The sequence below is a fragment of the Corynebacterium sp. UBA4397 genome (genome assembly GCF_002390965.1).
Taxonomy (GTDB): Bacteria; Actinomycetota; Actinomycetes; order Mycobacteriales; family Mycobacteriaceae; genus Corynebacterium; species Corynebacterium flavescens.
The window spans coordinates 1-26,230 of record NZ_DGRD01000027.1; the positions used below are offsets into that span (position 1 = coordinate 1).

Genomic DNA, 26,230 nt, shown 5'->3' on the forward strand with positions numbered 1-26,230 from the left:
GACGATGATCCGAATGCGCCACCGCGCCGCGGGCGCCTGGCCCGTAAGGGCGGGACAATAGTCTGGCAGCCCCCGCACACCAGCCGTTAGGACAACACCGCCTAACGGCGACTTCCGGCACCCCAAAACAAACCCAGCCGGCTCATAGCTAGACGTTTGCACAATCCAGCGGGTAAGCCCGGTGGAGATGATCCCGGAAAATACCGACAAGGGACTCGCTTCTTATCTGTTACTCCCCGAAGAACCGCTTAAGAACGCTCGGCTTGGAGGAGCTCGGAGAACTTATACGTGCCGGTGATGGCGGTGTCCTCATCGAGCAGGTAGAGGCGCTTGACTGAGACCACAATAGCTTCCGCGATGTCATCACGGGCCGAGGGGTTGGTTAGTATTGATACGTCCCCGGGGTTGGTGAGATAGCCCAAAAATACCTGCACTACCGGCATTTGGGTAAGGCGGAGCAAGTCCCAGGTGCGACCGTGGTTCCAGCAATTGCGCAGCTGAGTGCGAGCGCAGATTTCGCGCTGAATGAATCCCGAGAGAGTCTCACCGATGAGGGAGGAATTACTGGCCTCTGAACCGAAGAAGTAGGAGGAAACTCCATTGGCTTTGTCATTCTTGTATTGATCGCAGGCCAAGGAGATGACCAAGTCGGCACCAAAGGCATTGGCTAGATCAGCGCGGTCCTTGATCGAGGGATCGTCATTCGGCGGGCGGGAGATGATGGTTTCCATGCCTGCCGCAATCATGCGACCTTCGATACGCTGCGTGAGATCCCAGAGGATTTCTTGCTCGCTGATCTCGCCATAACGGCCCTGTACCATTTGTCCAGCATGGTTGCCGCCGAGGGCAGGATCGATGACCACGCGCTTGCCGGCCAACTTAGGCCCGGCATTGCGAACGCGCTCGCGCTCTTGGATGTTGTGCGCGGAGCCACCGGTGATCCGGCGGCCGAGCAGGTTGAGGGCACCGATGGTGGTGGGACCGCATACGCCGTCATTCTGCAGCCCGTAGTTGAGCTGGTACTCCGCCAGGGCGGCATGGGTATCTGGGCCGAAGTGGCCATCTACGCGGCTGCGGTAGAAGCCCAGCTCTTGGAGCTGTTCTTGCAGTTGGGCTACGTCATCGCCCACGAGCTCGGAGCCTGGCTCGTAGAAGAGGACTCGTGCGCCCAAGGTATAGGATGCCTGGCGCAGCTCGCGCAGGGTCAGCTCATCAATAACGCCCGTGGGCAGGACGCCGCGCGACTGCTGAAATGCCTTGATGACCTCGGAGAGCGCAGGATCGAAGTACTTATCTTCCTCCGAGTATTTCTGGCGCTTCCAATCGGCGACCTCACCGGGGTAATCCGATAACAGGCCGAGCCGTGCCAGCGTTGCACGTGCCTCAGCCACACGAACGCTGCGGTCACCTACGCGTGTTACACGATTCACACCTGCCCCTTTCATTTGCTGCCTATCCATTGACGCAAAAATGCATTAGTCCAAATTAGGATAACGCAGCTATAGCTGCTTTCGAATCTTCGCCACGATGTCAGCCTTAGAACGCAAGCCGACGAACTCATCGACCTTCTCGCCCTTGTTGAAAATGAGCACGGAAGGCAGGGACATGATCTGGAACATGGCGCCCAGATTGCGTTGCTCGTCCACGTTGACCTTGACCACGCTTACTTCCTCCGCCATTTCCTCGGCGATCTGATCGAGGAGGGGGGAAAGCTTCTTGCACGGGCCGCACCAATCCGCCCAGAAGTCGACGACGACGGGCTTATCCGCCTCGATGACCTCGCTACGGAAGGTCTCAGCTGTCACATCTTTTACATTGCTCATGATTCTCTAACGGCTTTCCGCGAGGTAGTGTTCCGCATCAATCGCGGCGCGGCAGCCGGAGCCGGCGGCCGTGATGGCTTGCTGGTAATGATTGTCCACGAGGTCTCCGCAGGCAAAGACGCCCGGCAGGGAGGTATGCGTGGAGGGCTCATGCACCTTAACGTATCCATCTTCTTTTAGCTCCACCTGGCCGTCGAGGAAGGCGGAACGAGGATCGCTGCCGATGGCGACGAACATGGCGGTAACGTCTAGCTGCGATTCCTCGCCGGTGCGCACGTCCTTGACGGCGAGGCCAGCGACCTTGCCTTCGCCTTCGATGACGCGGGTAACTACCTTATTGAGTTCCCAGCGAATCTTGGGATTGTTCTTCGCGCGCTCCAGCATGATCTTGGAGGCTCGGAAGTTCTCGGAGCGGTTAACAATGGTGACGGTCTCGGCGAACTTGGTCAGGAAGGTGGCCTCCTCCATGGCGGAGTCACCGCCGCCGACGACGACGATGTTGTGGCCCTTGAAGAAGAAGCCGTCACAGGTGGCACAGGTAGAAACGCCGCGCCCGGAAAGCTGTTCCTCGCCGGGGATTCCCAGGTGGCGCGGTGCGGCGCCGGTCGCGAGAATGACCACGCGGGCCTCGATGATCTCATCGCCCACATGCAGGCGCTTGATCTCAGATTCGAGCTCAACGGAGTCCACTACTTCCATGCGGAGATCAGCACCGAAGCGGATAGCTTGCGCCCGCATCTCCTCCATGAGCTCCGGGCCCATAATGCCCTTCTGGAAGCCCGGGTAGTTCTCCACCTCGGTGGTATTCATCAGCTCGCCGCCGTACTCAAATCCCTCGAAGACGATGGGCTTAAGCTCGGCGCGTGCCGCGTAGAGTGCTGCAGTGTAACCGGCGGGGCCGGAACCAACGATGGCAACATCGTGGACTGTCATTTCTAACTCCCTTTACTGTGTCCGTACTCTTAACGCCGTCGATACTACCCGCCACGCAGTAGTATCCCGCTATTTTAAGGACTTGAGGAGCTAGAGCGGTCAAGCTCTAAGTCATGGCAGCACGCAATACCTCCCGCGCCCGTGAGCGCCGCGACTTGATGGTGCCTGGCCTCACGCCCTGGGCCGCGGCAACCTCGGAGATGGGATAGCCTGCGATGTCAGTGAGGTAGAGTGCCGTCCTCTGATCTTCCCGGAGTAGGGCCAGGGCGTCTTTGAGCGTGAGATGCTCATCCAGCCCGGCGTTGGGGTGGTGAGAAAGCAGCGGGTTGCGGTCATCACTAAAGTCAGCCGAATCTAGGGAAAGATTCTCCCGGTTCGCGCGGTGATTGAGGTAGTCATAGCCGCTGTTCATGACGAGACGGTGCAGCCATGTTCCCAGCGCGGCCTCGCGGCGGAAAGTATGGATTTTGGAACTGGCCCGCAACAGTGCCTCCTGGACCACGTCTTGGGCCTCATCATCGCTGCGGGTGTACTTGCGGGCGGCGTAAGTCAAGCGCTTGCGGTGCCTTTCGACGATGGCCGAAAAGGCCTTATTATCCCCTTCTATATAGGCCTGGACGAGTTCGTGGTCAGTTGGCTCTTGTAGCTCTGGTTGTTGTGTTGCTGCTTTTTGATCGCTGCGCTGAGCAGTAGATGACATGAAAAATCCCCCCGGATTTAAAACCTGTTTCTTCCAGTTTTATCCGAGGGGCATTTCGCCGGCTAGGCCCGTGCGGCCCAGTGTGTTGCGCAGCTCATCCTGTGTTGACCCCTAGTTTAGGGCCCTCACGCGCAGCGCGCGGCGCAGATTATCCTGGCACTCGAGCAGGATGCGGCGCAGCGCTTGGGGCGGGTCTTGGGCCAAGAAGTCGGTGGTAGCAGCATCGGCCTGGGCTACGTCCGGATAGAGGCCGCGCACGAGGCGGTTGGCTATCTCGATGGGGTGAGACTTCCAGATCTCGTCGAGGCGGGAGAAGTACTCCGCCGCGAAGGGCTCACGTAGGCTCTGCGAGCGCGGGGCGTTGAAGGCCTGGAGCAAGGAGTCTATCTCCGCATTCGAGAAGGCACCCGGGCTGAGCAGCAGGTCGAAGACCTCGCGTTTGTGTTCAGGCTTGGGGAAGGAATGAATAGCACCAAGATGTGCTGCCTGCCCGGTGAGGGTGTAATCGCGCTCCTTTCCTGCATCGAGCTCGGCAGTTGAAACCGCGTCCCTGGCACTCAGGGCGCGTAGTAGTGCCCAGCGGATGTCCGGGTCCAAGCGCAGCCCGGAAAGCTCCCCGGCTAAAAGCTCGCGCAGGCGCTGTGTCGCAGTATCTGCGGGGGAATCCGCCAGGGCGGCGATGCTGGCGCGGGCGAGGACGAGCTGTGCGTCGGAGCCGGGGGCAGCGTCGCGCAGGATTGCCCACAGGTCGTCGGCATAGCTGACTCGGGTGGCCTCGCGCGCGGTGGCGGGCAGGAAGTTAGTGATGGCGAAGCGCGCATTGGCCAAGGCCGTGGTGAGTAGCGTGGGGTTTGATTCGGCGATGGCGTGCTCCACAACGGTGCCCACATACTCGCGCACCGGCCAGAGGCCGTCCCGGGTGAGATTCCACAACGCGGTCCACACCACCGCGCGTGATAGTTCATCATCTATACGCGAAAGTCCTGCGCGCAGGGTCTCCAGAGAGGTCGCATCGAAGCGGACCTTGGCATAGGTATAGTCGCCCTCGTTGAGCAGGACAAGAGCGGGGCGAGCCAAGCCTGCCGCCTCCTCGATGGTGGTTTCTGTGCCTGCTGCTGGGAGGTCGACGTCGAAGGAGGCGTACTTTTCCAAGGCGTCGTCGTAAAGCGCGGCGACCAGCCGGTGCGGGCGCGTTTCTTCGGCGGCCTCGGCCACGATGGACAGGCGGGAAATCTTGCCTCCTACGGTCTCAAGGTGCGGGGTGAGGGTATCGGGCCCGCAGGTGCGCAACCAGGAGCGCGACCAGGCATCGAGATCGCGGTCGCTGTGTCCCTTCAACGCCGTGAGGAGATCGTCGAAAGTGGCGGCGGAATAGGCGTGCTCAGCGAAGTAATCGCGCGCGCCAGCATAGAAGTTCTCGCGCCCCACGTAGTGTACGAGCTGCTTGAGCACGGCGGCCCCCTTGGCGTAGGCAATGCCGTCGAAGTTCTGCCGCGCGGCGTCAACATCAGGAATGTCGGCCTTGATGGGATGGGTAGTGGGAAGCTGATCCTGCATGTAGGCCCAGTTCTTGCGCTGGCCGGCGAAGTTGGTCCAGGCCTCGCTATAGTCAGTGGCAGCCACCGAAGAATCCGCGCCCATGAACTCGGCGAAGGATTCCTTGAGCCAGAGATCGTCCCACCAGCGCGGGGTGACGAGGTCCCCGAACCACATGTGGGACATCTCGTGGAGGATGGTATTGGTGCGCGCTGCATGCTGGGCGCGCGTGGCCTGGGAGCGGAAGAGATAGGTCTCGGTAAAGGTGACTAGACCGGGGTTCTCCATGGCGCCGATGTTGTACTCGGGGACGAAGATGGATTTGTACTCGCCCCAGGGATAGGGGAAACCGAAGCTCTCGTGGAAGAAATCGAGGCCGGCGGCGGTGATGTCTAGGATCTCATCATCCACATACTGGGCCATCGAAGCCCGAGAAAAGGCGCTGAGCTTGATGTCCAGGAAGCCATCGGGAGAAGTCCAAGAGCGCGTGCGGGAGACATATGGGCCCGCGGCGAAGGCGGTGAGGTAGGTCGAGAGCGGCGGCGTGGGGTGAAACGTTACCCACGCGAAGTCGCCCTCTATTTCGCGCGTGGCGACCGGCTGATTGGAAAGGATCTGCCACTCCTGCGGGGCGAGCATGCGCACGTAGAAACGCGCCTTGAGATCCGGCTGGTCAAAGCAGGGAAAGATGCGCCGCGCGTCAGAGGGCTCGAGGTGGGAATAGAGGTAGATCGTGTCATCTGCGCGGTCAAACATGCGGTGCAAGCCCTGGCCTGTGCGCGAGTAGGAGGAGGTGCCGGATACCTCAATGACGAGATCCTCCTCCACCGGAAGGTGGTGCAAATAGAGGCGTCCTTCCTCGAAGTGCGGGGACTGAACACTGCCGTTGATAAGGAGCGATTCGACGCTGGTGCCCAAGTAGTCGAGGAAGAGCTCTGGGCTTTCCGTGCGCAATTCGACGCGGGTGTGCACCGGGAAGGTGTCTTGGGTGCGCACGGCCGAAAGATCGAGGTCCACATGGTAGGCGGAGAGCTCGATGGCGCGGGAACGCTCCTGCGCCTGTGCCTGAGTGAGATTGGCGTAAGTCATGGTGGCCAATGGTAGTTGCCCAGGGTTCCTCGCGGCGACAGGGCCGTGCCCCAAGCTAGAAGGCCCTTAAAACATAAGGATAAGGGCTCGCTACATTCGCATCGCCCTCCTTCTCAACAGCATGCCGCTGTCGATGAGGATGAAGAAATGTACCGAGCCCTGAGGTATTTGCGCTACTGCTTGATGGCGGAGCCTTCGATTTCAATGCGAATCTCCTCGGAGAGGAGCACGCCGCCGGTCTTCAGGGGAGCATTGAAGTCGATGCCGAAGTCTATGCGGTTGATCTTGGTCTTAGCCTCGAAGCCGAAGCGGGTGTTGCCGAAGGGATCCTCGGCCACGCCGTCTGCCTCGACGTCAAGGGTGACGGGCTTGGTGACACCCTTGATGGTGAGATCGCCGGTGACGGTGCCGTTGCCTTGTGCGTCGACGTCGAAACCGGTGGAGACGAAGGTCAGCTCGGGGAACTTCTCTACTGCGAAGAAGTCATCGCTCTTGACGTGATTGTCACGGTCGGCGTTATCGGTGTTGATGGAGGCTGCCTTGATGGTTGCCTTTGCCGTGGAATCATCAATGTTCTCGGCGACGGTGAAAGAGGCTTCGAAGTCCTCGAACTTGCCGCGGACCTTGGTGACCATGGCGTGACGTGCAATAAAGCCGATGTAGGTGTGAGCGGGGTCGAGGGTCCAGGTGCCTGCAAGGTTAGACATTTAAATCTCCTAAGTTGGTTGGTGACGTATCAACAGGCATTGTACTCTTCCCCACGAATTAGTCAACACTTGAAGTAAAATCAACGCGAAAACTAAGGGAAAACCACGGTGAGGAGGGTTTTAAAATGCCCATCGCCACCGTACTCCGAGAGAGAAACGGTGGCGACGGGGATGTGAGTAGAGGATGCGGGGAACTGGCTTGGCGCTAGCTGTGCGGCCGCCCGATGATCTGCACATCACTTAATGTTGCGGTACCTGATTCCGGCAATTGGGTGATGAGGACGAGGACGGAGTCGAAGGATTCCGCGGACTCCCGCAGCTCGAAATCGGCCTGGGTGGATTCGAACTCCCCTGCCGCGAGCAGCGGCAAGGTGGCCGGTGTGGGATTAGCAGGGTCGAAGGAGGCGGAATGCACTCCATAGACCTCAAACTGCGCGCCCTGCGACGAGGATTGCGAGAGCTGGATGACGCTAAGCTGCGCCGGTTCGCTGAGCTTGACCAGCACCCCACTCCCCTTCTCCTGCGTGGACCAGGCCGGTGCGGAGGCGTTGTCGATCAGCGCAGGTTGTTGGGCACCTTCCGGAACGCTCAGCGCACTATCCTCCCGCAACAACACCGCTGGGGCCATGCGCGCAGTGCTGGTCTCTTGCTTGAGTGAGTCGGAATCAACCGGCGAATTCGAGTCGCCGTTACCAATGAGTGACATGATCCACGTGGTCAGTGCCGCCATGCCCACGACGAAGATCGTAGCCAGGAAAGCGATGATAAAGACCCCGGACCCGGAGTATCCGCGCCCGCCAAAACCGGTGGTTGCCTCAGGCTCGCTGACCTTATGCGTGGGTTCTTGGGCGATGGAGAGCTTCTCCTCCACGATGGTGCCATCCGGCTCCTCCTCGTGGGCATAGGCCTCCAGACGCCGGGCTATCTCGCGCAGCGTAGTATCCGCCGGGGCCTCGGATTCTGTGTGTTCTGTGCCTTCCGTAGATACCGCACCCTCGGTAGCTTGTGTCTCTTGTCCCTGCGGCACAGGCTTGACCTGCGCTGCATCCTCCGCGATCGAGCGCAGCACCTCCGGGGTGGGGCTGGTGGCATCCACCAACAAGGAGATGGCCGAAGCGATGGCCTCGGCATCCTTGGCCGGGGTATTGCGCTCCAAGACGGCGGGGAAGGCCAGCTTGGCGACGCCGTCCGTAGAGATCCGAATCCGGTCCCGGTTATCGAGGCCGAAGACGAGGTGGTTGTGGTGTGCCGTGGTGGTATCCGCCACCAGCTTCGACAGAGCATGCGCCACCGCGTGCGGATCCAAATCGCCTGCCTGGGCGACCGCCTTGAGCGAGGTGCCTTCGACCCAATCGGCGACCACGAGGCAGCCGGAACGATAGGACAAGATATCGACATTATCCGCCACGGAGTCGAGGTTAAGCTCTGCCAGACGGCGAGTGCTGCGCGATACCGCGGCCGAGCGCCGGGCCGCAATGGCCGGAGGTGCCGGAGCCAGCGGGGATTCGCCCGTGGTATCCACGAAGGTCAGGGAGACCAGGCGCCCGCTTTCCTGCTCCCGGGCCTGCCAGAAACGGGCGCCGGGGACGGAACCGCAGTCATGGAGCAGGCGGAAGCGGCCATCCGAGACCGGTGCGCCAGGCACCAGCCGCGGACCGCGGACGATGCCGGCAGACATGGGTGGCGGGATGGGAGAGGAGTTGAAGGCATCCTGGTTGAAGATGGGCTGGATCTCCTGCATATCCGGGGCCTCGACCTCGATTGCCGCGGCCTCGTCGATCTTGATGATGCGAGAAAGCCCAGGGATGCGCTGGAGCTGGCGGCCCAAGTTGACCACCTCGGGCAGGCCGGAGCGCGAAAGCACCAACCCGGTGACGACGACGAAGGTGAGCCCGTAGACCGCTAGGCGAACGAGGACCACGATGCCCGGAAGATCCGCAGGAAGCACCGCATTCAACGCCAGGCTGAGCAGATAGGTCACTCCCAAGCCGATGAGGGAGGAGAAGGTGGCCCAGGCCGTGGTGGCCATGACCGCGCGCCCACCCAAGCTGCCGAGCTTGCGCTTGAGCAGGAAGCCGCCGATGACCGCACCGGCGATGAAACCGAAGCCGTTGGCAGTACCCAGGAGGATCACCACGCGTTGCGGGGAGTCCGCAACGTGCGGCGCCAGCAGGGAGAGCACGATCTTGGTGAAAGTGATCCCGGCGATGATGAACGTCGGCGTCCACGCCTCTTCGCGGGCATAGAACACGCGCAGGTGCAGAAGCACCAAGGCATAAGGAATGAGCGTGAAGGCGGAGAAGCTCAAAGTCAGGCCGAGTAGCTCCGCCGCCGCGCTATCGAATTGACCGTATTGGAAAAGGCCGCGGGTAATGGGGATCCCGAAGCCGGTCATGAAGACGACCACGGGAATCAGCGCGATGAAGGTCAGCTTGGTGCCGAGCGTGAGATCCCTGACCACGGCCTTAACGTCGCCGTCGGCTGCGTTGCGGGACAGGCGCGGCATGATAGCCGTCAGCAGGGTGACGCCGATGACGCCATAAGGAACCTGCAAGAGCAGCCAGGCCTGCTGATAGGTAAAGGGAGCACCCGCATCGGCAGTAGCGGCCACACGCGTGGTGATGACGTAGCCCAGCTGCGAGATGGCCACATAGGCCACGATGGCCAGCGCCATGCCGCCAAACTGCCGAAGCCTATCATCGAGGCCCCACAGCGGCCGCAGGTTAATCCCCGCCTTCTTGAGGGAGGGGAAGAGAATCAGACACTGCAAGACCACACCGAGGGTGGTGCCCAAGCCCAGCAGCAGCACGTGAGGATCACTCACCGGCGAGGGCGCCTGGGGATGCAGGCTACCGGGAACCAGCTGATAGGCCACGAGAACAGCGATGGAGATGATGTTATTGAGCACCGGCGCCCACGCACCGGGACCGAAAACATTCTTGGTATTAAGCACCGCTTGGAAGAGGGCGAAGAGCCCGTAGAAAAAGATCTGCGGCAGCAGGAGGAAGGCGAAGGAGGTGGCCTGGATGCCGTTGACCTTGCCATCTTCCGGCAACATCATCATGGTCAGCTGCGGGGCAAAGATGCAGGAAGCGATGGTGACGATGCCGAGCAAGGAGAAAGCGAGTGTAAACAGGCGCCGGACAAAGGCCTCGCCGCGATCGGCGTCCTCCTTTTCCGCACGCACCAAAACCGGGACCACCAGAGAGGTCAGCACCGCGCCCAAGACGATTTCGGTGATGAGGTTCGGCAGCTGATTTGCGGTGGTAAACGCGGAGGAAATAGCCGGGCCGAGCGAGGAACCGATCAGTACATTGCGCAGGAAGCCGGTGATGCGGGAGATCATCGTGGCCAGAGCCATTGACCCAGTGGCACGCACCACAGAGCTGTCGGAGTCCGAGCGCTGTTGCGCTGACTCCTCCCCCGCCGCTGAGGTTGAGGCGGAGGCAGAATCTGTGTCCGAAGCTTGGGCCCTGATTCGGCGCAGCGCGGACTTATCCTCCACAGGAGCGACAGGGCCTGTCTGATTAGCGGGAGCACTGCGGCGATCCGGCACGGGCGCGGGAGGCGAGGCAGTCACAATTCGCCGGCGTGCTCCGATCGAGGAACTCGGAGCTGTAGTGGCGGCGGTGCTTGCCTCCACCGACTCGGTTCCTATTCCCTGGGGGTTGGCCGAATGGCCTAGATCTTTAGTCATAGAGGAGCTATCTTTGTCGCCTATTCTTTTTCTTCTTTCCGAGCCGGAACAACGTGGCCAGAACCAGTGCGAGCGCGGCGATTACGCCGACGCCATACACGCTTAGGATACCGGCCCGCGTCTGCACAGCGATATTGATCGGCTGGGAAATGGTCGATTCATTAGGTGTCGCCAGCCACAACCGGATATCGGAGCGGTCGGTGTCATTGGGCATTGAAGCCGTCATGGACACGGTAATCGAGCCTTTGGCCGGAATGCGCACAGTGGCCGGTGTGTTGAGGACGCTGTCATCGGAGGCTTCGTAAAGCATGCGCGCCTCCACCGGCAAAGGCAGACCGTTCTCGGCCACGATGAGCAGCGGCGACGACTCGGAAACACGCGTATAAACGTTGCCCGGGGGGATAAGGGAGACCGAATCACGCAGCTCACGCAGCATTTCGGATTGCTTCTCGAGGCGCTCATTGGACGTGGCCACGGCCTCAGAGAACTGCGCACTCGTGGCGCGATCGGTGATGGAAAATGAAGAGATGAGCCCGCGGCGCAGAGGCAGCGTGAAGCCGTAGCGGGTAAGCGCGATGGATGGGTCATTGACCATGATGTTGGTGAGATCGTCGGTATAGCGCGCCTGTTGCTCCACGCGCACAATCTCAGCATCACTAAAGGCTGCCGGATCCGCATAGGGGCTGCCCGGCTGGGCGGAATCCTGATCCTCGATGGGCAGCTGGGCGACGCCCCTGGCAGTCGAGGTCCCCGAGTCCACCAGGCTCTGCGCGGCATCGAGCGCCGCCTCCGCCGAGCTTTCCCCCTGGTAGTTGGGTAGCTTCGCCACGGTATCCCCGGCCCGCGCAGCCACGGATAAGCCGGCGGCACCGCTCAAGGCCCGCGAGAGGCCTGAGTCCATGGAGTAGTCATAGCGCAATTGCGGGTTGGAATAGCCCACCGTCTGCGGCTTGCTGCCGGTATGTGCCAGCAGCGCGCCCAGGGAGGCGTCGAAAGTAGCCGCCCTGCCCTTCCACTGGGAGTTGTTAGCCACCAGGGTGGGCACGTCGAGGGACTGCGAGATATAGCCCGAACCCACCGCGAGGAGATCAGTGCTCACGGGTTTGCCCGTGATGCGCTCGATAGTCTCCGCCCCACGCTGAGTGGCCTCGTACTTGAGGAAGCCGTTGTTGGTGTGGGCCACGGCCGAGGCATCGGAGTTGGCCCAGGGCATGGTCATGGTGCAGTCGAGATTCTTCAGCCGGGCCAGCCACGCCGCCGCCGCCTGCGAGCCTGTCCCGGGCTCTCCGCGGGTATCGCGATCGGAATCGAACCAGGAATCGCGCAGGCGCTGGGGGCGCTGGGCAACGGAAGGCCTGGTCTGATTGACGGTATAGCCCCTGGCCATGCGGTCCACGGTATCGATCAGGGCTGGGTCGAGCGCCACGCAGCCCGCGCCGCGCAGGTTATGGGAGAAGTAGGAGTCGAGCAGGGCGCTCAAGCGCCCACCTTCCGCGAGCTCTGAGGCTAGGTTGTCATTGCTCAAAATGAGGCCTTCTCCACCGGTATCACCAGGGACGATGTCGATCTCCGAGGTAATGGGATAGACCACGGTCAACGCGTGCTGTTGAGGTGGATCTTGTTGCACGGCTTGGTCCGGTTGTGGTGTGGCCTGTTCTGGTTCTTGTCCTGGTTCTGGGGTGGCGGAAGGCGCGACGTCGTAGATCAGGCGCTCCTCTGCAAAGCTCGTGGCCTGCCCATCGCGGGAGCCGGTGAGCGTAAACATCAGCGGGTAGGCGCCAGGCTCATCGATGGCCAAGGTGGTCTCATCGGCCAAGGCAGTCGGCACGATGAGCTCTACCTCTTTGGTCTCCTCCGGCGCCAGGGAATCCGCCGTGGTGGAGGCCCCGAAGTAAGGGAAGGCGCCGCCCGCCAACTGCTCCCTAGCGCTGTCGGTGGAGGCCACGGCATCGCCGCGGCGGCTGGTGATCTGGAGATCATCCACGGTAGAGGAAGTCGGATTGTGCAGGAGGAAGCGCAGGTGCATGGCATCTCCCACCGAGATGGACTGGGCCTCTAGGAGGTCGAAGTCAAGCTCGTCGGAGGCCCTTGCCGCAGACCACTGCTGGGTATCGACCACTGCTGCGGGGCTAAACTGCGGGCCCTCGACCGTGTTTGCACCCGCCCAAGGCGCATTAAGCGCCAGCAAGCCCGCTGTAGCGGCGGTGGCCGCGGCGGTCCTGCCCCGGCGATAGAGTCTGGGGCGCGTCACCGCGGGGTTGCCTTTCCCGCTGCGGCTTCCTTTCTGGCGAGATCGGGCAGAAGATCGTGGGCTATGCGCGCGAGTTTGCGCTCGTCCGCATAGGCCAAGTGCTCGATGAGCTCGGAAACAGGAATCCAAGAAACCTCGGTGACTTCTGGGTCCTCATCATTCATCACGCCGTCAACAAAGCGCAGGAGATGGTGGTGCACCGTCTTGTGAATGCGCACGCCCTCGGAGACGAACCAGTAGTCGATGACGCCGAGGCTGGCAAAAACCGTGCCGTTGATGCCGGTTTCCTCCCAGACCTCGCGCTCGGCCGTGACATCTTTGCTTTCGCCGTTTTCTACGTGCCCTTTGGGCATCGACCACAGCAGCCTGCCGCGGCGGTCGAGCCGCCCGATAAGTGCTACGTAGATGCGCGAGAGATCGACGTCTCCTTCGGGGGACACGGCCTCGGCCAGGCCAGAGACCACGAGACCACCGGCGGAGGTCTCGTCGCGCGTGATCATGCGCGTATTGCCGCCCTGTTGGTGGCGCTGCGGGCGGCGGTTACGGTTATCCGCACGCTTGCGCCGACGGCGGCGGTTGCGGCCCTGTCCTTTCCCTTGGCCCTCACCCTGGGGGCTTCCCGGGGTGTCGGAGCCGCGAAAGGCGCTTTGTTTGTGGTTAGTCATCGCCCTCAATCGTAGTAGACTCACACCCGTGAATTCTCAGGACACTCAGCTAATCGGCGTACTTGCCCGCGCGGACAGCACCGCTTCCTCGCTCAGTGGCCTGTTGGCCGGCCTCCTTTCGCGTTTTGCCGAGCGCGGCTTCCCCCTTTATCTCGTCGGAGGCTCGGTGCGTGATGCCATGCTGGGCAGGCTGGGCCACGATCTTGACTTCACCACTCCGGCCCGCCCAGTAGTGGTCAAAGAGATCCTCGAGGAGTGGGCGGAGACCGTGTGGGACACGGGGATAGATTTCGGCACGGTCTCTGCGGCTTTCAAGGGCCAGCAGATCGAGATCACCACTTTCCGCGCCGACACCTACGATGGGGACTCGCGCAATCCCGAGGTCGTCTACGGCGATACCCTCGAGGGTGATCTCATTCGCCGCGATTTCAAGGTCAATGCCATGGCCATCGAGTTGCGCGCGGACGGCACCAGCCAGTTCCACGATCCTATGGGTGGCCTACAGGATCTGGCTGCTGGGGTCCTAGATACCCCGGCCGCGCCAGAAGTGTCTTTCCACGATGATCCGCTGCGTATGTTGCGTGCCGCTCGCTTCGTTTCGCAGCTCGAGTTCCGCGTAGCGGACCGAGTCTTGGCCGCTATGCATGAGATGGCCGGCGAGATCCAGCGCATCACCGTCGAGCGAGTCCACGCGGAGCTAGACAAACTCATGTGTGGCGTTGCTCCCTGGGACGGCATCGACGTATTGGTTGATACCGGTATCGCGGATTATGTATTCCCCGAGATCTCGGCACTGCATATGACTCCGGATGAGCACGCCCAGCACAAGGATGTCTACGCCCATTCGCTCACCGTATTGCGCCAAGCGGTCGAGCAGGAGGAGGACGGCCCCGACCTCGTGCTGCGCTGGGCCGCCTTGCTGCACGATATTGGCAAGCCCGATACCCGCGATACCTCCTCGGGCAAGGTTACTTTCCACCATCACGAGGTCGTGGGGGCTAAACTCGCGCGTCGTCGCCTGAAGAAGCTCAAGTACCCCAAGGCCATAATTGAGGAGATCGGGCAGCTGGTCTATCTGCACATGCGCTTCCATGGCTTTGGGGAGAACCAGTGGACGGACTCAGCGGTGCGCCGCTACGTCACTGATGCCGGTGAGCTCCTGCCGCGGCTCCACAAGCTGGTGCGCGCGGATTGCACCACCCGCAACGAGCGCAAAGCCCGGCGTCTGCAGCGCACCTACGACGAATTGGTCCATCGCATTGAGGTGCTTGAGGAGCAGGAGGACTTAGCTCGCGTCCGCCCAGACCTGGATGGCAACGAGATCATGCGGATTCTCGGGCTTTCGCCCGGGCCCGAGGTAGGCCAGGCCTGGGCCTTCTTGAAGGAACAGCGGCTCGAACATGGCCCCCTCGATAGAGAAGAGGCGATTGCGAAGTTGCGCCAGTGGTGGGAGTCTAAGTAACAATATGTACGCAGATAGACTCTTTAACGCGCTCGAGCGCAACGAACCCGCACCCGGACAGCTTCTGGTGGCCGCTCCGGGGATCCTCGCGCCACAGTTCTCCCGCTCAGTCGTCCTCGTCATTGAGCACAATGACATGCTCACTTTCGGTGTCGATCTCAGTAAGCGCTCCGAGGTGGCTTTATTCAACGTGTTGCCCGAGTGGCTCCCCGTGGTGAGCAAGCCGCAGGCGCTCTACATCGGGGGTCCGCTCAACCAGCAGTCCGTTGTGGGACTTGGGATGACCAAGCAGGGCGTCAATATCGACGAGCACACACAGATCAACCGGCTGGCCCCGCGCCTTGTTCACGTGGATCTGCGTTCCGAGCCCGAGGAGGTGGCCGAGCTGGTCACTGGCATGCGCATGTTCGCCGGCTACGCCGAATGGGCGCCGGGGCAATTGGATGAGGAGATTGAGCGCGGCGATTGGTTTGTGGCTCCTGCCCTAGCGCAGGACGTCATCACGCCCGGCGGCGCCGATCTGTGGGCGGATGTTATGAAGCGCCAGCCCATGCCTCTTCCCCTTTACTCCACCTATCCGGCCAACCTCGAGGATAACTAGCCGCTGCTCTGACCCTGCGGAATTATGCGGCGCGTCTAATGCGTTAGTATCTAGCCTATGCTTCAGGAAGTGAGAAAAGGTCTGCAGGATGCCTGGTTGTTGGCGCTAGGGGTAGTGCCTCTTGGTATAGCCTTCGGGATCCTATTGGTGCAGTCAGGCTTCGAGTGGTGGTGGGCACCGGTTTTCTCCTTCGTCATCTACGCCGGCTCGATGGAGTTCCTCGCCATCACCATGGTCACCGGTGGCACCAGCGCCCTCGCCTCCGCGCTGACGGGTTTCATGGTCAACTTCCGGCACGTATTCTACGGATTGACGTTCCCACGCCAACAGATCAAAAACCGCCTCGGCAGCGCCTATTCCACCTACGCGCTTACCGACGAAGCCTATGCCATCGTCTCCGCCCTACCGCGCGGTGACGTTCCCAGCGGCACCCGTCTTCTCACCATCCAGGTCTTCTGCCAGTCCCTGTGGGTGGGAGGCGGCCTCATAGGCGCTTTAGCTGGCCAGATTATTCCGCCCAGTGTTCAGGGCCTCGACTTCGCGCTCGTGGCGCTTTTCGTGGTTCTTGCTATCGACTGCTTTCAGAATAATCGCGACTTTTCACTGCCTGTTAGCGCAGCCATCTTCGGGATACTAGCGGGCGTGCTATTCCCGCAACAGTTGCTCGTCGTGGCGCTTAGTGCCTATTTCCTGCTTCTACTGCTGCGCTACCTATCCCCGCGACTGGACAAGGCGCTGTCGTGGCGCCTCTCCCCTGTCTCCCGCGTCGTCGCCGAGGACTCGAGTACTGGATGCATCCACTCTCAAGGTGGTGAGGGCTAGTGCCGGCTGGAGTAGATCTTGGGATGGTCGCCGCAGTGTTGCTACCAATTGCGGTGGTGACCGTGTTGCTGCGGCAGTTGCCTTTTAGCTTTGTCAAGGCCCTCAAAGAGAGTCAGCTGATTGGGCTCCTGGGGATCACCATGCCAGTCGGCGTCATGACGGTGCTGGTGGTCTATACGCTGCGTTCCCAGGCTGAGGCGCCCGGTGGAGCCGCTGCGGCGTGCCTGGCGGCCGTAGTTACAGCGGCACTGCATCTCTGGCGGAGCCACTCGGCGCTGTCTATTTTCGGCGGAACCGCATTTTATATGGTTCTGGTCAATCTCGTATTCTAGGGACTAGATTTCGCCGTAGAGTGCCATGGCCTCGTTCCACAACCCCGCAAAGGTCTCGGCGTCAACGCGCTCGGCAACGATGTCCGGGAAGTTGCTATACGTATCCGGATGAGGAACCTCGGAATGTGGAATGTCGATGCTTCCCACCGAAGTACGTGGAGTGGCTGCGCCCATGACTGAGTCATTCGGAGCGAGCGCAATCATGCGCAGGAGCGTGCATGTCTGGGCGTCTTTCTCAGCAAGTTCTGCGACGTGAATTGCTGATCCGACTCCGGTGACGTTCATGGTAGTGCGTACATACAGGTTCTCACTCATGGGATCAGAGTCTAGCTTTCCTCCGCGCTGCGTGAATAGCGGGCTGCCAGCCAGGAGCAGATCATCAGCTGAACCTGGTGGTAGATCATGAGAGGCAGGATGAGAAGTCCCAGGGAGGCTCCCCCCGAGGCGAAGATGACCGAGGCCATCGGCAGCCCAGTGGCAAGAGACTTCTTCGAACCACAGAACTCGATGGCGATGATGTCTGCCCGTTTGAAGCCAAGCTTGGCGCTAATGACCCGTGTTAGCCATAGCATGAAGGCAACTAGAACCGCAGAGAATGCGATTAAGAAGAGGATATCGCCCACCTGGATGGACCCCCAAATGCCGTCCACCACGCCCTTGGAGAACGCGGAATAGACCACCATCGTGATGGATCCGCGATCCACAATCTTGGTGGCTTTGTTTGCCGCAATCCCGGCCACCCACCGCCGCGTGAGTTGTCCAAGTATGAAGGGTGCGAGTAGTAGCAAGGCGATCTCGAGGAATACCGAGGCTTCGAGGTGAATGCCATCGCCCGCTCCCATGAGCAGCATGGCCAGCAGTGGCGTAAGAAACACTCCCGCGAGGTTTGAGGCTGAGGCGGAGACTATTGCGCCGGCTACGTTTCCACGTGCGATGGAGGTAAAGGCTACGGAGGATTGCACCGTGGACGGAACGAGCGTTAGGTACAAGATTCCCAGGTACATATCTTGGGATATGAATGCCGTCAGCGGGCGCAGCGCCAGGCCCACCAGAGGATAGAGCACAAAGGTAAAGGCGAGGATTGTCAGGTGTAGCTTCCAGTGTTTGATGCCGTTGAGGGCTTCTTGCGTGGAGAGTCGAGCGCCATAAAGGAAGAAGAGTAGAGCAATGACGACATTCGTGAGATCCCCGAAGATCTCCGCGAATTGGCCACGCGCCGGAAAGATGATGGCCGTTAGGACCGCAGAAACAATGAGGACTATGAGGGGATCCACTTTGGGGAAGCGCTGTTTCATGTCGCTGAGTTTATCCCCTCTGCCCTCAGAGGGGTTCATCTCCCTCCCTTCCCCCGCAAACGGAAAACCGTGGTTTCACGTGAAACTATGGAAATTCGACACTCACTAGGCTCAACTCCTAGGAGGTTCTAAGCACCCGTTGTCTTTACTGTCGTGCCGTCGTTGTCAATGCCATACTCTTCAAGCGGCTTGGTTCCCGGTCCGCTGATGACGGATCCGTCAATCAGGTTATAAGAGGTGTAGTGGGAGGTACAGGTTGCGGTGCTTCCCTCAACCTTGGTGATGAGGTTGCCCTGGTGTGGGCAGGTCTGCGAATAGGCCTTGAATATCCCGGCGGTGGGTTGGGCGAAGATCACCTTGTCCACGATAATTGCGGATCCCACCGGAATGCCCGTGGCGGCGATTTCAGCCGAAGGTGACTTACCGCAGGCGGCGAGATACGCCCCTGCGAACGTGGTTGCGGTACCGAGAAGAAACATGCGTCGCGAACATCTACTCATGTTATCCAGAATATCCCCCTCTCCCCAGATTCTCTCAATCCTCGCGCGATCACCCTCAGACTTAACTCCTCAGGGCGCACACTTGCAGATTGCCGCAGAACAAGGAAGACTTTTTCTTCTTTGCTCTTTCTTGATCTTTCCTACCCTTTTAAAGTTTTGCCGAGTTTTCTTAGGGCGGAGAACATGCTTGAGGCTCAGTACATCGCTGTATAGCATGGACAGAAACACAATCCAGTAGCCAGAGTTGGCATAACTCCTTGGTGGAGCATTTTTAAGCCTTAGGTTGATGTAGTTATCCCGTCAGCAGAAACGTGACAGGGACATTATCCCATCTGCAATGGAGTAGGTTTCCAATCATTGGTCTGCCCAACCAAAACTAGGACGCTATCCCATATGCAACTGAAATCGCTGTGGCTCACAACAATTTCTCTACGTTTCGTTTCAGCGAGCTCCCAGCACTATCGCCAAGGTACTTTCGATTGTGACTAAAGCGCGACGATTGGCTGACCGCAATAATAACGTCACTGTGCTGCATTGAGGAGGTGTCGCCCTCCCCCACTGCCCTTGTCCTTAGGGCAAAGTTTCTATTGCTTGTCTGACTTTTCCGCGGCCTGGCGCAGGGCACCTAGGTCGACCTCAGCGGCCGGCTGCTCCGAGGCGGAATCACAGGAATCACCACAGTTACAGCTATCACCGCAGCCTTCCTCCTCCTCTTTGTGGGCTTGGTCGAAAAGATAGGCTGCGCGGCTTCCCATGTTTGAACCCACGGAGAGCGCAAGAACGGAAACTATCAACATGGCGGTGGGCAGGAGCCACATCCAACCCGAGGCATTCAGTGCAGCGATGCCGCCAAAGAGGAGGGCTACGCCGGAGAGTACCCAGAAAAGTCCAGCCACCTTATGGGCATTGTCCCACGCTGCGCGGGACTTGCGGATCTCTACGAGCCGCAGACCAATCACGTTGTTGCCCGGAAGGTGTCCGGTTGCAGCGAGGCCGCCGACAATGAGGAGGAGCGCGGCGACGATAAGCATGATGATTCCAACTGCGAGCATGCCCCTCATCTTATCGCCTATCGTTGGCGCGGGTTAAATCCCTCGTATTCACTCCTGTATCATTTTTCTCGCAACTTCCAGGATCCGCTGTGGATTTCCCTGTCTGGGCGAGGCAAGTGAAAGACCCGAAAGGGGTCAAATCCTTGAGAGATTGCTCAAGGCCTGGGTCATATCGGTTCGCTTCTTACTTTTGTTCAGGTAACATTCCGTGGGTGGCCTGGTCGGGTGCGCCTGTTCGGGGCCGCGAGAATAGTCTTCCTCTGCCTGGCGTCGTGCAAGCTATCCCCGCTAGCGTGTGGCGTTGGGCTCTCCAAATCCGGAAAGTATAACTATGAGTCCCAAGGGTATAGCTAACTCCCTGCTCTTTCGTATTATCGTCGCCATCATTCTTGGCATAGCCCTCAGCTTCTTCGTCCCCGAGTGGTTTGGTCGCATTTTTGCCACCTTCAACGGCCTATTCAGCAACTTCCTCGGCTTCTTCATCCCCGTTCTTATCTTCGCCCTTGTTACGCCGGCCATCGCCGGTATGGGTCGTGGTGCCGGAAAGTGGCTAGGTATTACGGTCGCCGTATCCTATGGCTCTACTATTGTCGCCGGGCTCATCGCCTATGGTCTTTCCCTTGCGATCTATCCGGCTCTGCTGAAGGGCCATGAGATTTCCACCAGCATCTCTGATGTGAATGAGGGTGCTTTGCAGCCTTATTTCGAGGTTGAAATGCCCGCTCCCTTGGAGGTCATGTCCGCGTTACTGTTGGCCTTCTGCATTGGTGTCGGCATGACGGCGGTCAAATCCGAGAACCTCTTCAAAGTGGCTCATGAACTAGAAAACGTTATCATCAAGGTGATCTGGGGCTTCGTTGTGCCCCTCCTTCCTGTATTCATCTTCGGCATGTTCCTCAGTCTGGGGATGAACGGCAACCTTCCAACGGTTCTCTCAGCCTTCGCCAAAGTTCTAGTGCTTGCGGTAGTTATGACGATGGTTTATCTCTTGCTCCAATACCTCGTTGCCGGCGCGATCTCGCACCGTAATCCCTTCAGCGCCTTGAAGAACATGGCACCCGCTTACTTCACGGCCCTGGGCACTTCCTCCTCCGCGGCCACGATTCCCGTCACCCTGCGCTGTGCGTTGAAGAACGGCATTTCCAGGCCTGTCGCTGGCTTCATCATTCCGCTGTGCGCCGCGATTCACCTCTCCGGCTCCATGATTAAGCTGACTTTCTATGCTTTCGCCATCGTGTACATGACGGGCATGGATGTCTCCTTCGGCCACGCACTTGGATTCCTGCTCTTGCTTGCCATCATGATGGTGGCCGCTCCCGGTGTGCCGGGTGGTGCGGTCATGGTCGCCGTTGGCCTGCTGCAGTCCAATATGGGCTTTGATGATGGCATGGTCGCTCTCATGATTGCGGCCTACATCGCTATCGATTCTGTCGGTACGGCAGCCAACGTTACGGGTGATGGTGCCATAGCCCTTGCCTTGGACAAGTTCGCTCGCAAGCACGTCGCCGAGTTGAAGGACCCCGAGGAGATCAAAGAGATCGAGGAGACCGAGAAGTTCGAGGTCGAAGAGATCGTGGACAAGTAGAGTTTCACGTGAAACACTCCCCCTATTTGTTCTGTTAGCTGAAGCAAAGCCGCAGCTGCGAATAGAAGGATCCCCGCCAGTCGGCCCTCAATGAGGCCGGTCTGGCGGGGATTCCAGTTTTGCGATACGAAGCTTTTCCCTACTGAGCCGCCTTGCGGGTGGCGGCCTTCATGCCGCGCACGAAATCGCTAAGCTCCGCAGCCAAGGCATCCATGTCATCAATGTGGGCGGGTGCCTGATCCTCGTCCACCGCGCCGGTTGTGGTTTCACGTGAAACATGGCGATCAATAATCTTGGTGATGGCAGAGCCGGTAATGGCACCGGCGGCACCTGCGTCGATCGCTGCCTCGACATCTGCTGGGCTGGAGATGCCGAAACCAAGAAGGATGGGTGCTCCCCCGAAACGCTTGACATTCGCCACCACCTCATCGAGACCCCGGGTCTCGGACTTCTTCTCTGTGCCGGTCACGCCGTCACGAGAGATGGCATAGATGTAGCCCTGCGAGCTATGAGCCACGCCTTCCAAGGTGCGCTCTGAGGCGCGTGCCGGAGCGATGAAGATGGGGTCGATACCCGCAGCCTTGGCGGCGGCGACGAAGGGAGCGCCCTCGCGCACCGGGACATCGGGAAGCAAGATGCTATCGGCACCTGCGGCGGCGAACTCAGAGTAGAACGTCTCCAGACCGCGGGTGAAGGGAACGTTGCCATAGATCAGCATGCCGATGGGCACGTCCGGAAACTCGGCCCGGATGGTCCTAATCTGTTCGATGGCGGAGTCCACCGTGGCGCCACCCGCCAAGGCGCGAATGTGAGAGGCCTGAATGGTGGGGCCATCTGCCACAGGATCGGAGAAGGGCACGCCTAGTTCGAGCGCATCTGCGCCGGCGGACACGACCGCACGCACGATGTCGAGCGCCTCCGCCGGGCTGGGATCCCCCAGCATGATGAAGGGGACGAAGGCTCCCTCATTGCGGTCCGCGAGTGTGGTGAAGAGCTTCTCATAACGCGCAGTCATTTACTTCTCCTCCTTGAGGATGTATTCGGGACGTGCTTCGAGGGTATGGCGTACATGGTCGATGTCCTTGTCGCCGCGGCCGGAGAGGGAGACTAGGATAGTGATGTCCTCGTCGCGGCGCTTGAGGGCGTATGCCAGCGCGTGGGAGGACTCCAGCGCGGGGATGATGCCCTCCTTCTTGCTGAGGAGCTGGAAGGCCTCCAGGGCCTCCGCGTCGGTGATGCCCACATAGGTGGCGCGACCCGTCTGCGAGAGGTAGGCGTGCTGCGGGCCCACGCCCGGGTAGTCCAAGCCGGCCGAGATGGAATAGGACTCCTCGACCTGGCCGTCGGAGTTACGCATCAGGTAGCTGCGGGCACCGTGCAGGATGCCGACGGTGCCGTTATTGATGGTGGCCCCGTGATGGCCAGAGCTGAGACCCTCGCCGGCCGGCTCGGCGCCGACGAGCTCCACACCCTCCTCGTCGATGAAGTCGGCGAAAATGCCGATGGCGTTGGAGCCGCCGCCCACGCAGGCGACGACGAGATCGGGAAGGGCGCCGACCTGTTCGAGCATCTGCGCCTTGGCCTCACGCGAAATGACGCGGTGGAACTCGCGCACGATGGTTGGGAAGGGGTGGGGACCGGCGGCGGTGCCGAGCAAATAGTGGGACTCGTGGAAGGTGGCGGTCCAATCGCGAAGGGCCTCGTTGACGGCGTCCTTGAGGGTGCCGGAACCGGAGTCCACCGGGATCACCTTCGCCCCCATCAGTTCCATGCGGTAGACGTTGGGCTGCTGGCGCTCGACATCCTTAGCGCCCATGTAGATAACACAGTCGAGGTCGAGCAGCGCGCATGCCAAGGCCGTGGCTGTGCCGTGCTGGCCAGCGCCGGTCTCCGCGATGATGCGGGTCTTGCCCATGCGCTTGGCCAGTAGGGCTTGGCCGATGACCTGATTGGTCTTGTGTGCTCCGCCGTGGACGAGGTCTTCGCGCTTTAAGAAGATTCGCGCCTTGCCGCCGAGCTTGGTGGCCTCAGTCAGAGGAGTAGGCCTGCCAAGGTAGTCCTTGAGGTAGCCGGCGAGCTCCTTCTTAAACTCTGGGTCTGCCTGCGCGTCGACGAAGGCTTGTTCCAGTTGGTCGAGGGCTGGGATGAGGGACTCGGGGACGAATTGCCCACCAAACTCCCCGAAATAAGCCGGAAGTAGCGTCTGCCGGTTTTCTTGTGCATCGGTCATGAGATCATTCCTAAACTGCTTGTTAACTATTACTAACTACAAATTACTTGCTAGAGCTGAGTGCTGTTCTTCTTCGCTGACGGTGCTCCGGATGATGGCGAAGGCCCGGGCGATGAGGCCGGAGTCCTTCGTCCCCGGAGAAGTCTCCACGCCGGAGTTGAGATCGACTCCGGCGGTACCAACCTGTAGCGCCTCCGGCAGATTGTTCAGGCCCAGCCCCCCGGCCAGGAGGCACGTGGACTTGAGCTCGGCGGGGATGGAGGACCAATTAAAGGAGATTCCGCTGCCGCCCTGCCCGGCATCGAGCACGAGCCTGTCCACGTGTCCGGCAAGCCCGCGAGCGACCTCTGGACCCTCCGGCGCGTCCATGGAGACAGCGCGCCAGACCTCGCGCTCTCCTACTGCCGAGCGCACACGGGCGATGAGATCGAGCTCCGTGGCAATGCTTCCTTGATAAGGTGCGTGCACCTGGATAGCGCTCACGCCCGGCATCGCCAGCTCCTCGAAGCCATCGACGCGGCGCGATACCGCGACGTAGTCCAAGTCGGGTTCGTGGGAGATGATGTCTGCGGCGGTTTCACGTGAAACATTGCGGGGCGAACCCTCGGCGAAGACGAGGCCGCCGTAGACAGCTCCGGCCGCGCGGGCCGCCTGGGCCGCGGACCACGACGTAAGGCCGCAGACCTTGTTCTCCCCGTAGACCAGGCGCCGGGCCGCGCGGTCGATGTCCGGCTGGCTGGTCAACTGGGAGCCCACAAGGAAGGCGTTGGCATGCCCGCCCAGTCGGCGCACGGTGGCGTTGTCACGGATGCCTGACTCGGAGACGACGACCTTGCCCGCGGGGACATACTCGGACAACTGGGCCGAGCGCGTGAGATCGATGCTGAGGTCGTGGAGGTTGCGGTTGTTGATGCCGATGATGTCTACACCGAAGGCGCACGCGCGGTCAACCTCTTCGCGAGTGATGGCCTCAGTGAGCACGTCCATGCCGAGACTTTCGGCCAGGGCCTTCAGCTCCGCGTAGGTCTCATCGTCCACGATGGACATCATGAGCAAGATGGCATCAGCCCCGTAGTAGCGCGCGGCATAGACCTGGATGGGATCAATGATGAAGTCCTTGCACAGCACCGGCAGGTGCGTAGACAGCGCCACCGTCTGCAGGTGGTCATAGTCCCCGCCGAAGCGATCCGGCTCGCAGAGCACCGAGATCGCGCTGGCGTAGCGCGAATAAACCCGCGCGATGGCACCCGGCTCATAGTGCTCGCGGATGAGCCCCAGGGAGGGCGAGGAGGACTTGCACTCCATGATGAAGCGGTTCCTGCCCTGCAGGGCACTAAAGAGAGAACGCGTTGAGCGCGGCAGGTTCTCCGTGTCCACGTGGGCGATGCGTTCACGGATGGCGGGCAAGTGCGTGCGGCGCTTGGCGACGATCGATTCCAGCACCGTAGGCAGTCCGCCTTGCGGTTCATCGTGTGGCTTACTCTGTGCCATAGTCGGTCTCCTCGTGGGTGCGCAGCCATGCGGCCACCTCGCCCGAATCTATAAGTTGTGCGGCCAGCTGAGCGCCTTCGCGGATAGTGGGTGTAGTGCCGTAGACGTAGAACATCGCCCCAGCGGTGGCCACGATGGCATCGCGATGCGCGGGCTTGCCCTTCCCAGCGAAGACATCGCGGATGAGGCGGGCGTTCTCGGCGCCGTCTCCCCCGGCCAGCTCGGAGAGCTCGTGGCGCGGAATGCCAATCTCCTCCGGCGTGATCTCGTAGTGGGTGATCTCCCCATTGTGAAGCTCCCAGACCTCGGTGGATCCATGCACTGCTATCTCATCGGTGCCGGAGCCGTGCACCACGAGGGCGCGGGTGCGACCCAGCTCGCGGAAGACCTCGGCGATGATCTGCCCCTGGGCCGGATTGGCTATACCCATGATCTGAAACTCGGGGCGCGCGGGAGAGAGCAACGGGCCCATCGTGTTGAAAAGGGTGGAGACCCCGAGCGCCTTGCGTACCGGCTGCACGTGCGCGATGGCGGGGTTATAGGCCGGGGCAAAAAGGAAGGTGAAGTTGGCGCCCTCGAATTGGCGCACCGCCCGCGTCGGGTCCAGGTCCAGCCTGATGCCGAGCGCCTCCAGCACGTCGGCCGAGCCTGACTTCGAGGAGACGGAGCGATTGCCATGCTTGACCATCTTCACTCCCCCGGCGGCCGCCACGAGTGAGGCGGCAGTGGTGATGTTGATGGTATTCGCGCCGTCTCCACCGGTACCGGCGCTGTCCATGAGGCCGGCGCCGGTGATGGGGAAAGGGCGCCCAGCGTCGAGGAAGGCCTTGGCGGCCCCGGCAATGTCCGCGAAGGTCTCGCCGCGGGTGCGAATCGCGGTGAGGAGTGCTGCGATATGGACGTCGTCATAATCGCCGACGGTCAGCGGCAAGAATACGGCAGTGGCCTGCTCCACCGTGGGTTCCTTGATGTCGAGGAACTCCTGGAGGGTGTGTAAGGAGTCGGAGGTGGTCATGGTCTAAAGCCTTTCTGGGCTGGAGGGAGTAGGAGTAACGAGGTGATTGACAAGCTGTTCGATACAACGCTCGAGGATGATGGGCCCGGCGGGGGTGAGCACGGACTCGGGGTGAAATTGCACTCCCAGAGCCATGCCATCGAGCGTCTCCGCCGCCATGACTACCTCGCCGATCTCGGTGGGAGTGTGCGCGAGCGAGCGCATCCCCTCCGGAATCTCGATGCAGCCAAGCGAGTGATAGCGGGCCACGGGTACCTGGGTGCCCACGTAGCCGGGATTATCCGGCTCCGCGTCCACGGTCAGCCCCCGGAAAACCGGGTGCTGCGCGCCTTCCGGGGTCAGAGTCATGGGCACCGTCTGCCCGTGCACTGGGCCGCAAGGTGCGACGGTCCCGCCGTGGTAGTCCAGGAGGGCCTGGAAGCCGAGGCAGACGCCGAAGATGGG

General features: G+C 60.8%; 22 protein-coding genes and 1 pseudogene. 5 read left to right on the forward strand and 18 right to left on the reverse strand.

What is annotated here, in order from left to right:
• Positions 1-248 precede the first annotated feature (248 nt).
• From B2696_RS06045 to B2696_RS06085, 9 genes and pseudogenes are all read right to left on the reverse strand, one after another.
• Entirely contained in the window at positions 249-1,430 is a 1,182-nt protein-coding gene (locus B2696_RS06045; protein WP_286954465.1) for an N-acetylmuramoyl-L-alanine amidase, read from the reverse strand.
• Between the two features lie 69 nt (positions 1,431-1,499).
• On the reverse strand, positions 1,500-1,823 hold the full coding sequence (gene trxA, locus B2696_RS06050; protein WP_286954467.1) for a thioredoxin: 324 nt from the start codon (positions 1,821-1,823) through the stop codon (positions 1,500-1,502).
• Between the two features lie 6 nt (positions 1,824-1,829).
• Entirely contained in the window at positions 1,830-2,756 is a 927-nt protein-coding gene (trxB, locus tag B2696_RS06055) for a thioredoxin-disulfide reductase (protein WP_286954469.1), read from the reverse strand.
• 106 nt (positions 2,757-2,862) lie between these two features.
• Positions 2,863-3,456 carry a sigma-70 family RNA polymerase sigma factor gene (locus B2696_RS06060; protein ID WP_075730889.1) on the reverse strand — a complete coding sequence of 198 codons (594 nt, stop codon included), beginning with the start codon at positions 3,454-3,456 and terminating at the stop codon, positions 2,863-2,865.
• A gap of 111 nt (positions 3,457-3,567) precedes the next feature.
• Positions 3,568-6,081: an aminopeptidase N gene (pepN, locus tag B2696_RS06065; RefSeq protein WP_286954470.1), complete on the reverse strand. Its 2,514-nt coding sequence runs from the start codon at positions 6,079-6,081 to the stop codon at positions 3,568-3,570.
• A 173-nt stretch (positions 6,082-6,254) separates the two neighbouring features.
• Positions 6,255-6,788 carry a YceI family protein gene (locus tag B2696_RS06070; RefSeq protein WP_286954471.1) on the reverse strand — a complete coding sequence of 178 codons (534 nt, stop codon included), beginning with the start codon at positions 6,786-6,788 and terminating at the stop codon, positions 6,255-6,257.
• Positions 6,789-6,993: 205 nt separating this feature from the next.
• On the reverse strand, positions 6,994-10,485 hold the full coding sequence (gene murJ, locus B2696_RS06075) for a murein biosynthesis integral membrane protein MurJ (protein WP_286954472.1): 3,492 nt from the start codon (positions 10,483-10,485) through the stop codon (positions 6,994-6,996).
• Positions 10,486-10,492: 7 nt separating this feature from the next.
• Positions 10,493-12,736, reverse strand: a complete 2,244-nt coding sequence (locus B2696_RS06080; RefSeq protein WP_286954473.1) for a hypothetical protein — start codon at positions 12,734-12,736, stop codon at positions 10,493-10,495.
• Positions 12,733-13,398 (reverse strand): annotated as a pseudogene (locus B2696_RS06085) (NUDIX hydrolase); the annotation flags it as partial. The gene B2696_RS06080 and the pseudogene B2696_RS06085, both read right to left, overlap by 4 nt.
• 31 nt (positions 13,399-13,429) lie before the next feature.
• On the opposite strand from B2696_RS06085, the gene B2696_RS06090 reads away from it, so the two are divergent.
• The 4 genes from B2696_RS06090 to B2696_RS06105 are packed head-to-tail and all read left to right on the forward strand — an operon-like array spanning position 13,430 to position 16,618.
• Positions 13,430-14,863 carry a CCA tRNA nucleotidyltransferase gene (locus tag B2696_RS06090; RefSeq protein ID WP_075730879.1) on the forward strand — a complete coding sequence of 478 codons (1,434 nt, stop codon included), beginning with the start codon at positions 13,430-13,432 and terminating at the stop codon, positions 14,861-14,863.
• A gap of 4 nt (positions 14,864-14,867) precedes the next feature.
• Positions 14,868-15,464 carry a YqgE/AlgH family protein gene (locus B2696_RS06095; protein ID WP_075730877.1) on the forward strand — a complete coding sequence of 199 codons (597 nt, stop codon included), beginning with the start codon at positions 14,868-14,870 and terminating at the stop codon, positions 15,462-15,464.
• Positions 15,465-15,521: 57 nt separating this feature from the next.
• Complete coding sequence (locus B2696_RS06100; RefSeq protein WP_276622711.1) at positions 15,522-16,286, forward strand: AzlC family ABC transporter permease; 765 nt, start codon at positions 15,522-15,524, stop codon at positions 16,284-16,286.
• 23 nt (positions 16,287-16,309) lie between these two features.
• On the forward strand, positions 16,310-16,618 hold the full coding sequence (locus B2696_RS06105; RefSeq protein WP_075731399.1) for a branched-chain amino acid transporter permease: 309 nt from the start codon (positions 16,310-16,312) through the stop codon (positions 16,616-16,618).
• Positions 16,619-16,621: 3 nt separating this feature from the next.
• Here B2696_RS06105 and B2696_RS06110 read toward each other — a convergent pair whose 3' ends face one another.
• The 4 genes from B2696_RS06110 to B2696_RS06125 all read right to left on the reverse strand — a co-directional run bounded on the left by B2696_RS06110 (position 16,622) and on the right by B2696_RS06125 (position 19,465).
• The gene (locus tag B2696_RS06110) at positions 16,622-16,933 is read right to left on the reverse strand and encodes a hypothetical protein (RefSeq protein ID WP_286954475.1); all 312 of its coding nucleotides are present in this window, start codon (positions 16,931-16,933) and stop codon (positions 16,622-16,624) included.
• 11 nt (positions 16,934-16,944) lie between these two features.
• Positions 16,945-17,913, reverse strand: coding sequence for a bile acid:sodium symporter family protein (locus B2696_RS06115; protein WP_286954476.1), 969 nt, complete (start codon positions 17,911-17,913; stop codon positions 16,945-16,947).
• Between the two features lie 128 nt (positions 17,914-18,041).
• Positions 18,042-18,413 (reverse strand): Rieske (2Fe-2S) protein, encoded by a 372-nt coding sequence (locus B2696_RS06120; protein WP_286954478.1) that lies wholly within the window; start codon positions 18,411-18,413, stop codon positions 18,042-18,044.
• A 584-nt stretch (positions 18,414-18,997) separates the two neighbouring features.
• The gene (locus B2696_RS06125; RefSeq protein ID WP_286954480.1) at positions 18,998-19,465 is read right to left on the reverse strand and encodes an SdpI family protein; all 468 of its coding nucleotides are present in this window, start codon (positions 19,463-19,465) and stop codon (positions 18,998-19,000) included.
• A gap of 331 nt (positions 19,466-19,796) precedes the next feature.
• On the opposite strand from B2696_RS06125, the gene B2696_RS06130 reads away from it, so the two are divergent.
• On the forward strand, positions 19,797-21,050 hold the full coding sequence (locus B2696_RS06130; protein ID WP_286954482.1) for a dicarboxylate/amino acid:cation symporter: 1,254 nt from the start codon (positions 19,797-19,799) through the stop codon (positions 21,048-21,050).
• A gap of 139 nt (positions 21,051-21,189) precedes the next feature.
• Here the strand turns inward: B2696_RS06130 and trpA are convergent, their stop codons facing one another.
• The 5 genes from trpA to B2696_RS06155 form a co-directional block, all read right to left on the reverse strand.
• On the reverse strand, positions 21,190-22,065 hold the full coding sequence (trpA, locus tag B2696_RS06135; protein ID WP_286954483.1) for a tryptophan synthase subunit alpha: 876 nt from the start codon (positions 22,063-22,065) through the stop codon (positions 21,190-21,192).
• A complete protein-coding gene (gene trpB / locus B2696_RS06140; RefSeq protein ID WP_075730863.1) occupies positions 22,066-23,280 on the reverse strand; it encodes a tryptophan synthase subunit beta in 1,215 nt (404 codons plus the stop codon).
• A 36-nt stretch (positions 23,281-23,316) separates the two neighbouring features.
• Entirely contained in the window at positions 23,317-24,771 is a 1,455-nt protein-coding gene (gene trpCF, locus B2696_RS06145; protein WP_286954486.1) for a bifunctional indole-3-glycerol-phosphate synthase TrpC/phosphoribosylanthranilate isomerase TrpF, read from the reverse strand.
• Positions 24,758-25,786 carry an anthranilate phosphoribosyltransferase gene (gene trpD, locus B2696_RS06150; RefSeq protein WP_075730859.1) on the reverse strand — a complete coding sequence of 343 codons (1,029 nt, stop codon included), beginning with the start codon at positions 25,784-25,786 and terminating at the stop codon, positions 24,758-24,760. Before trpD ends, trpCF begins: the two co-directional genes overlap by 14 nt.
• Before the next feature lie 3 nt (positions 25,787-25,789).
• A partial coding sequence (locus B2696_RS06155) for a glutamine amidotransferase-related protein (protein WP_286954489.1) occupies positions 25,790-26,230 on the reverse strand: 441 nt, incomplete at its 5' end.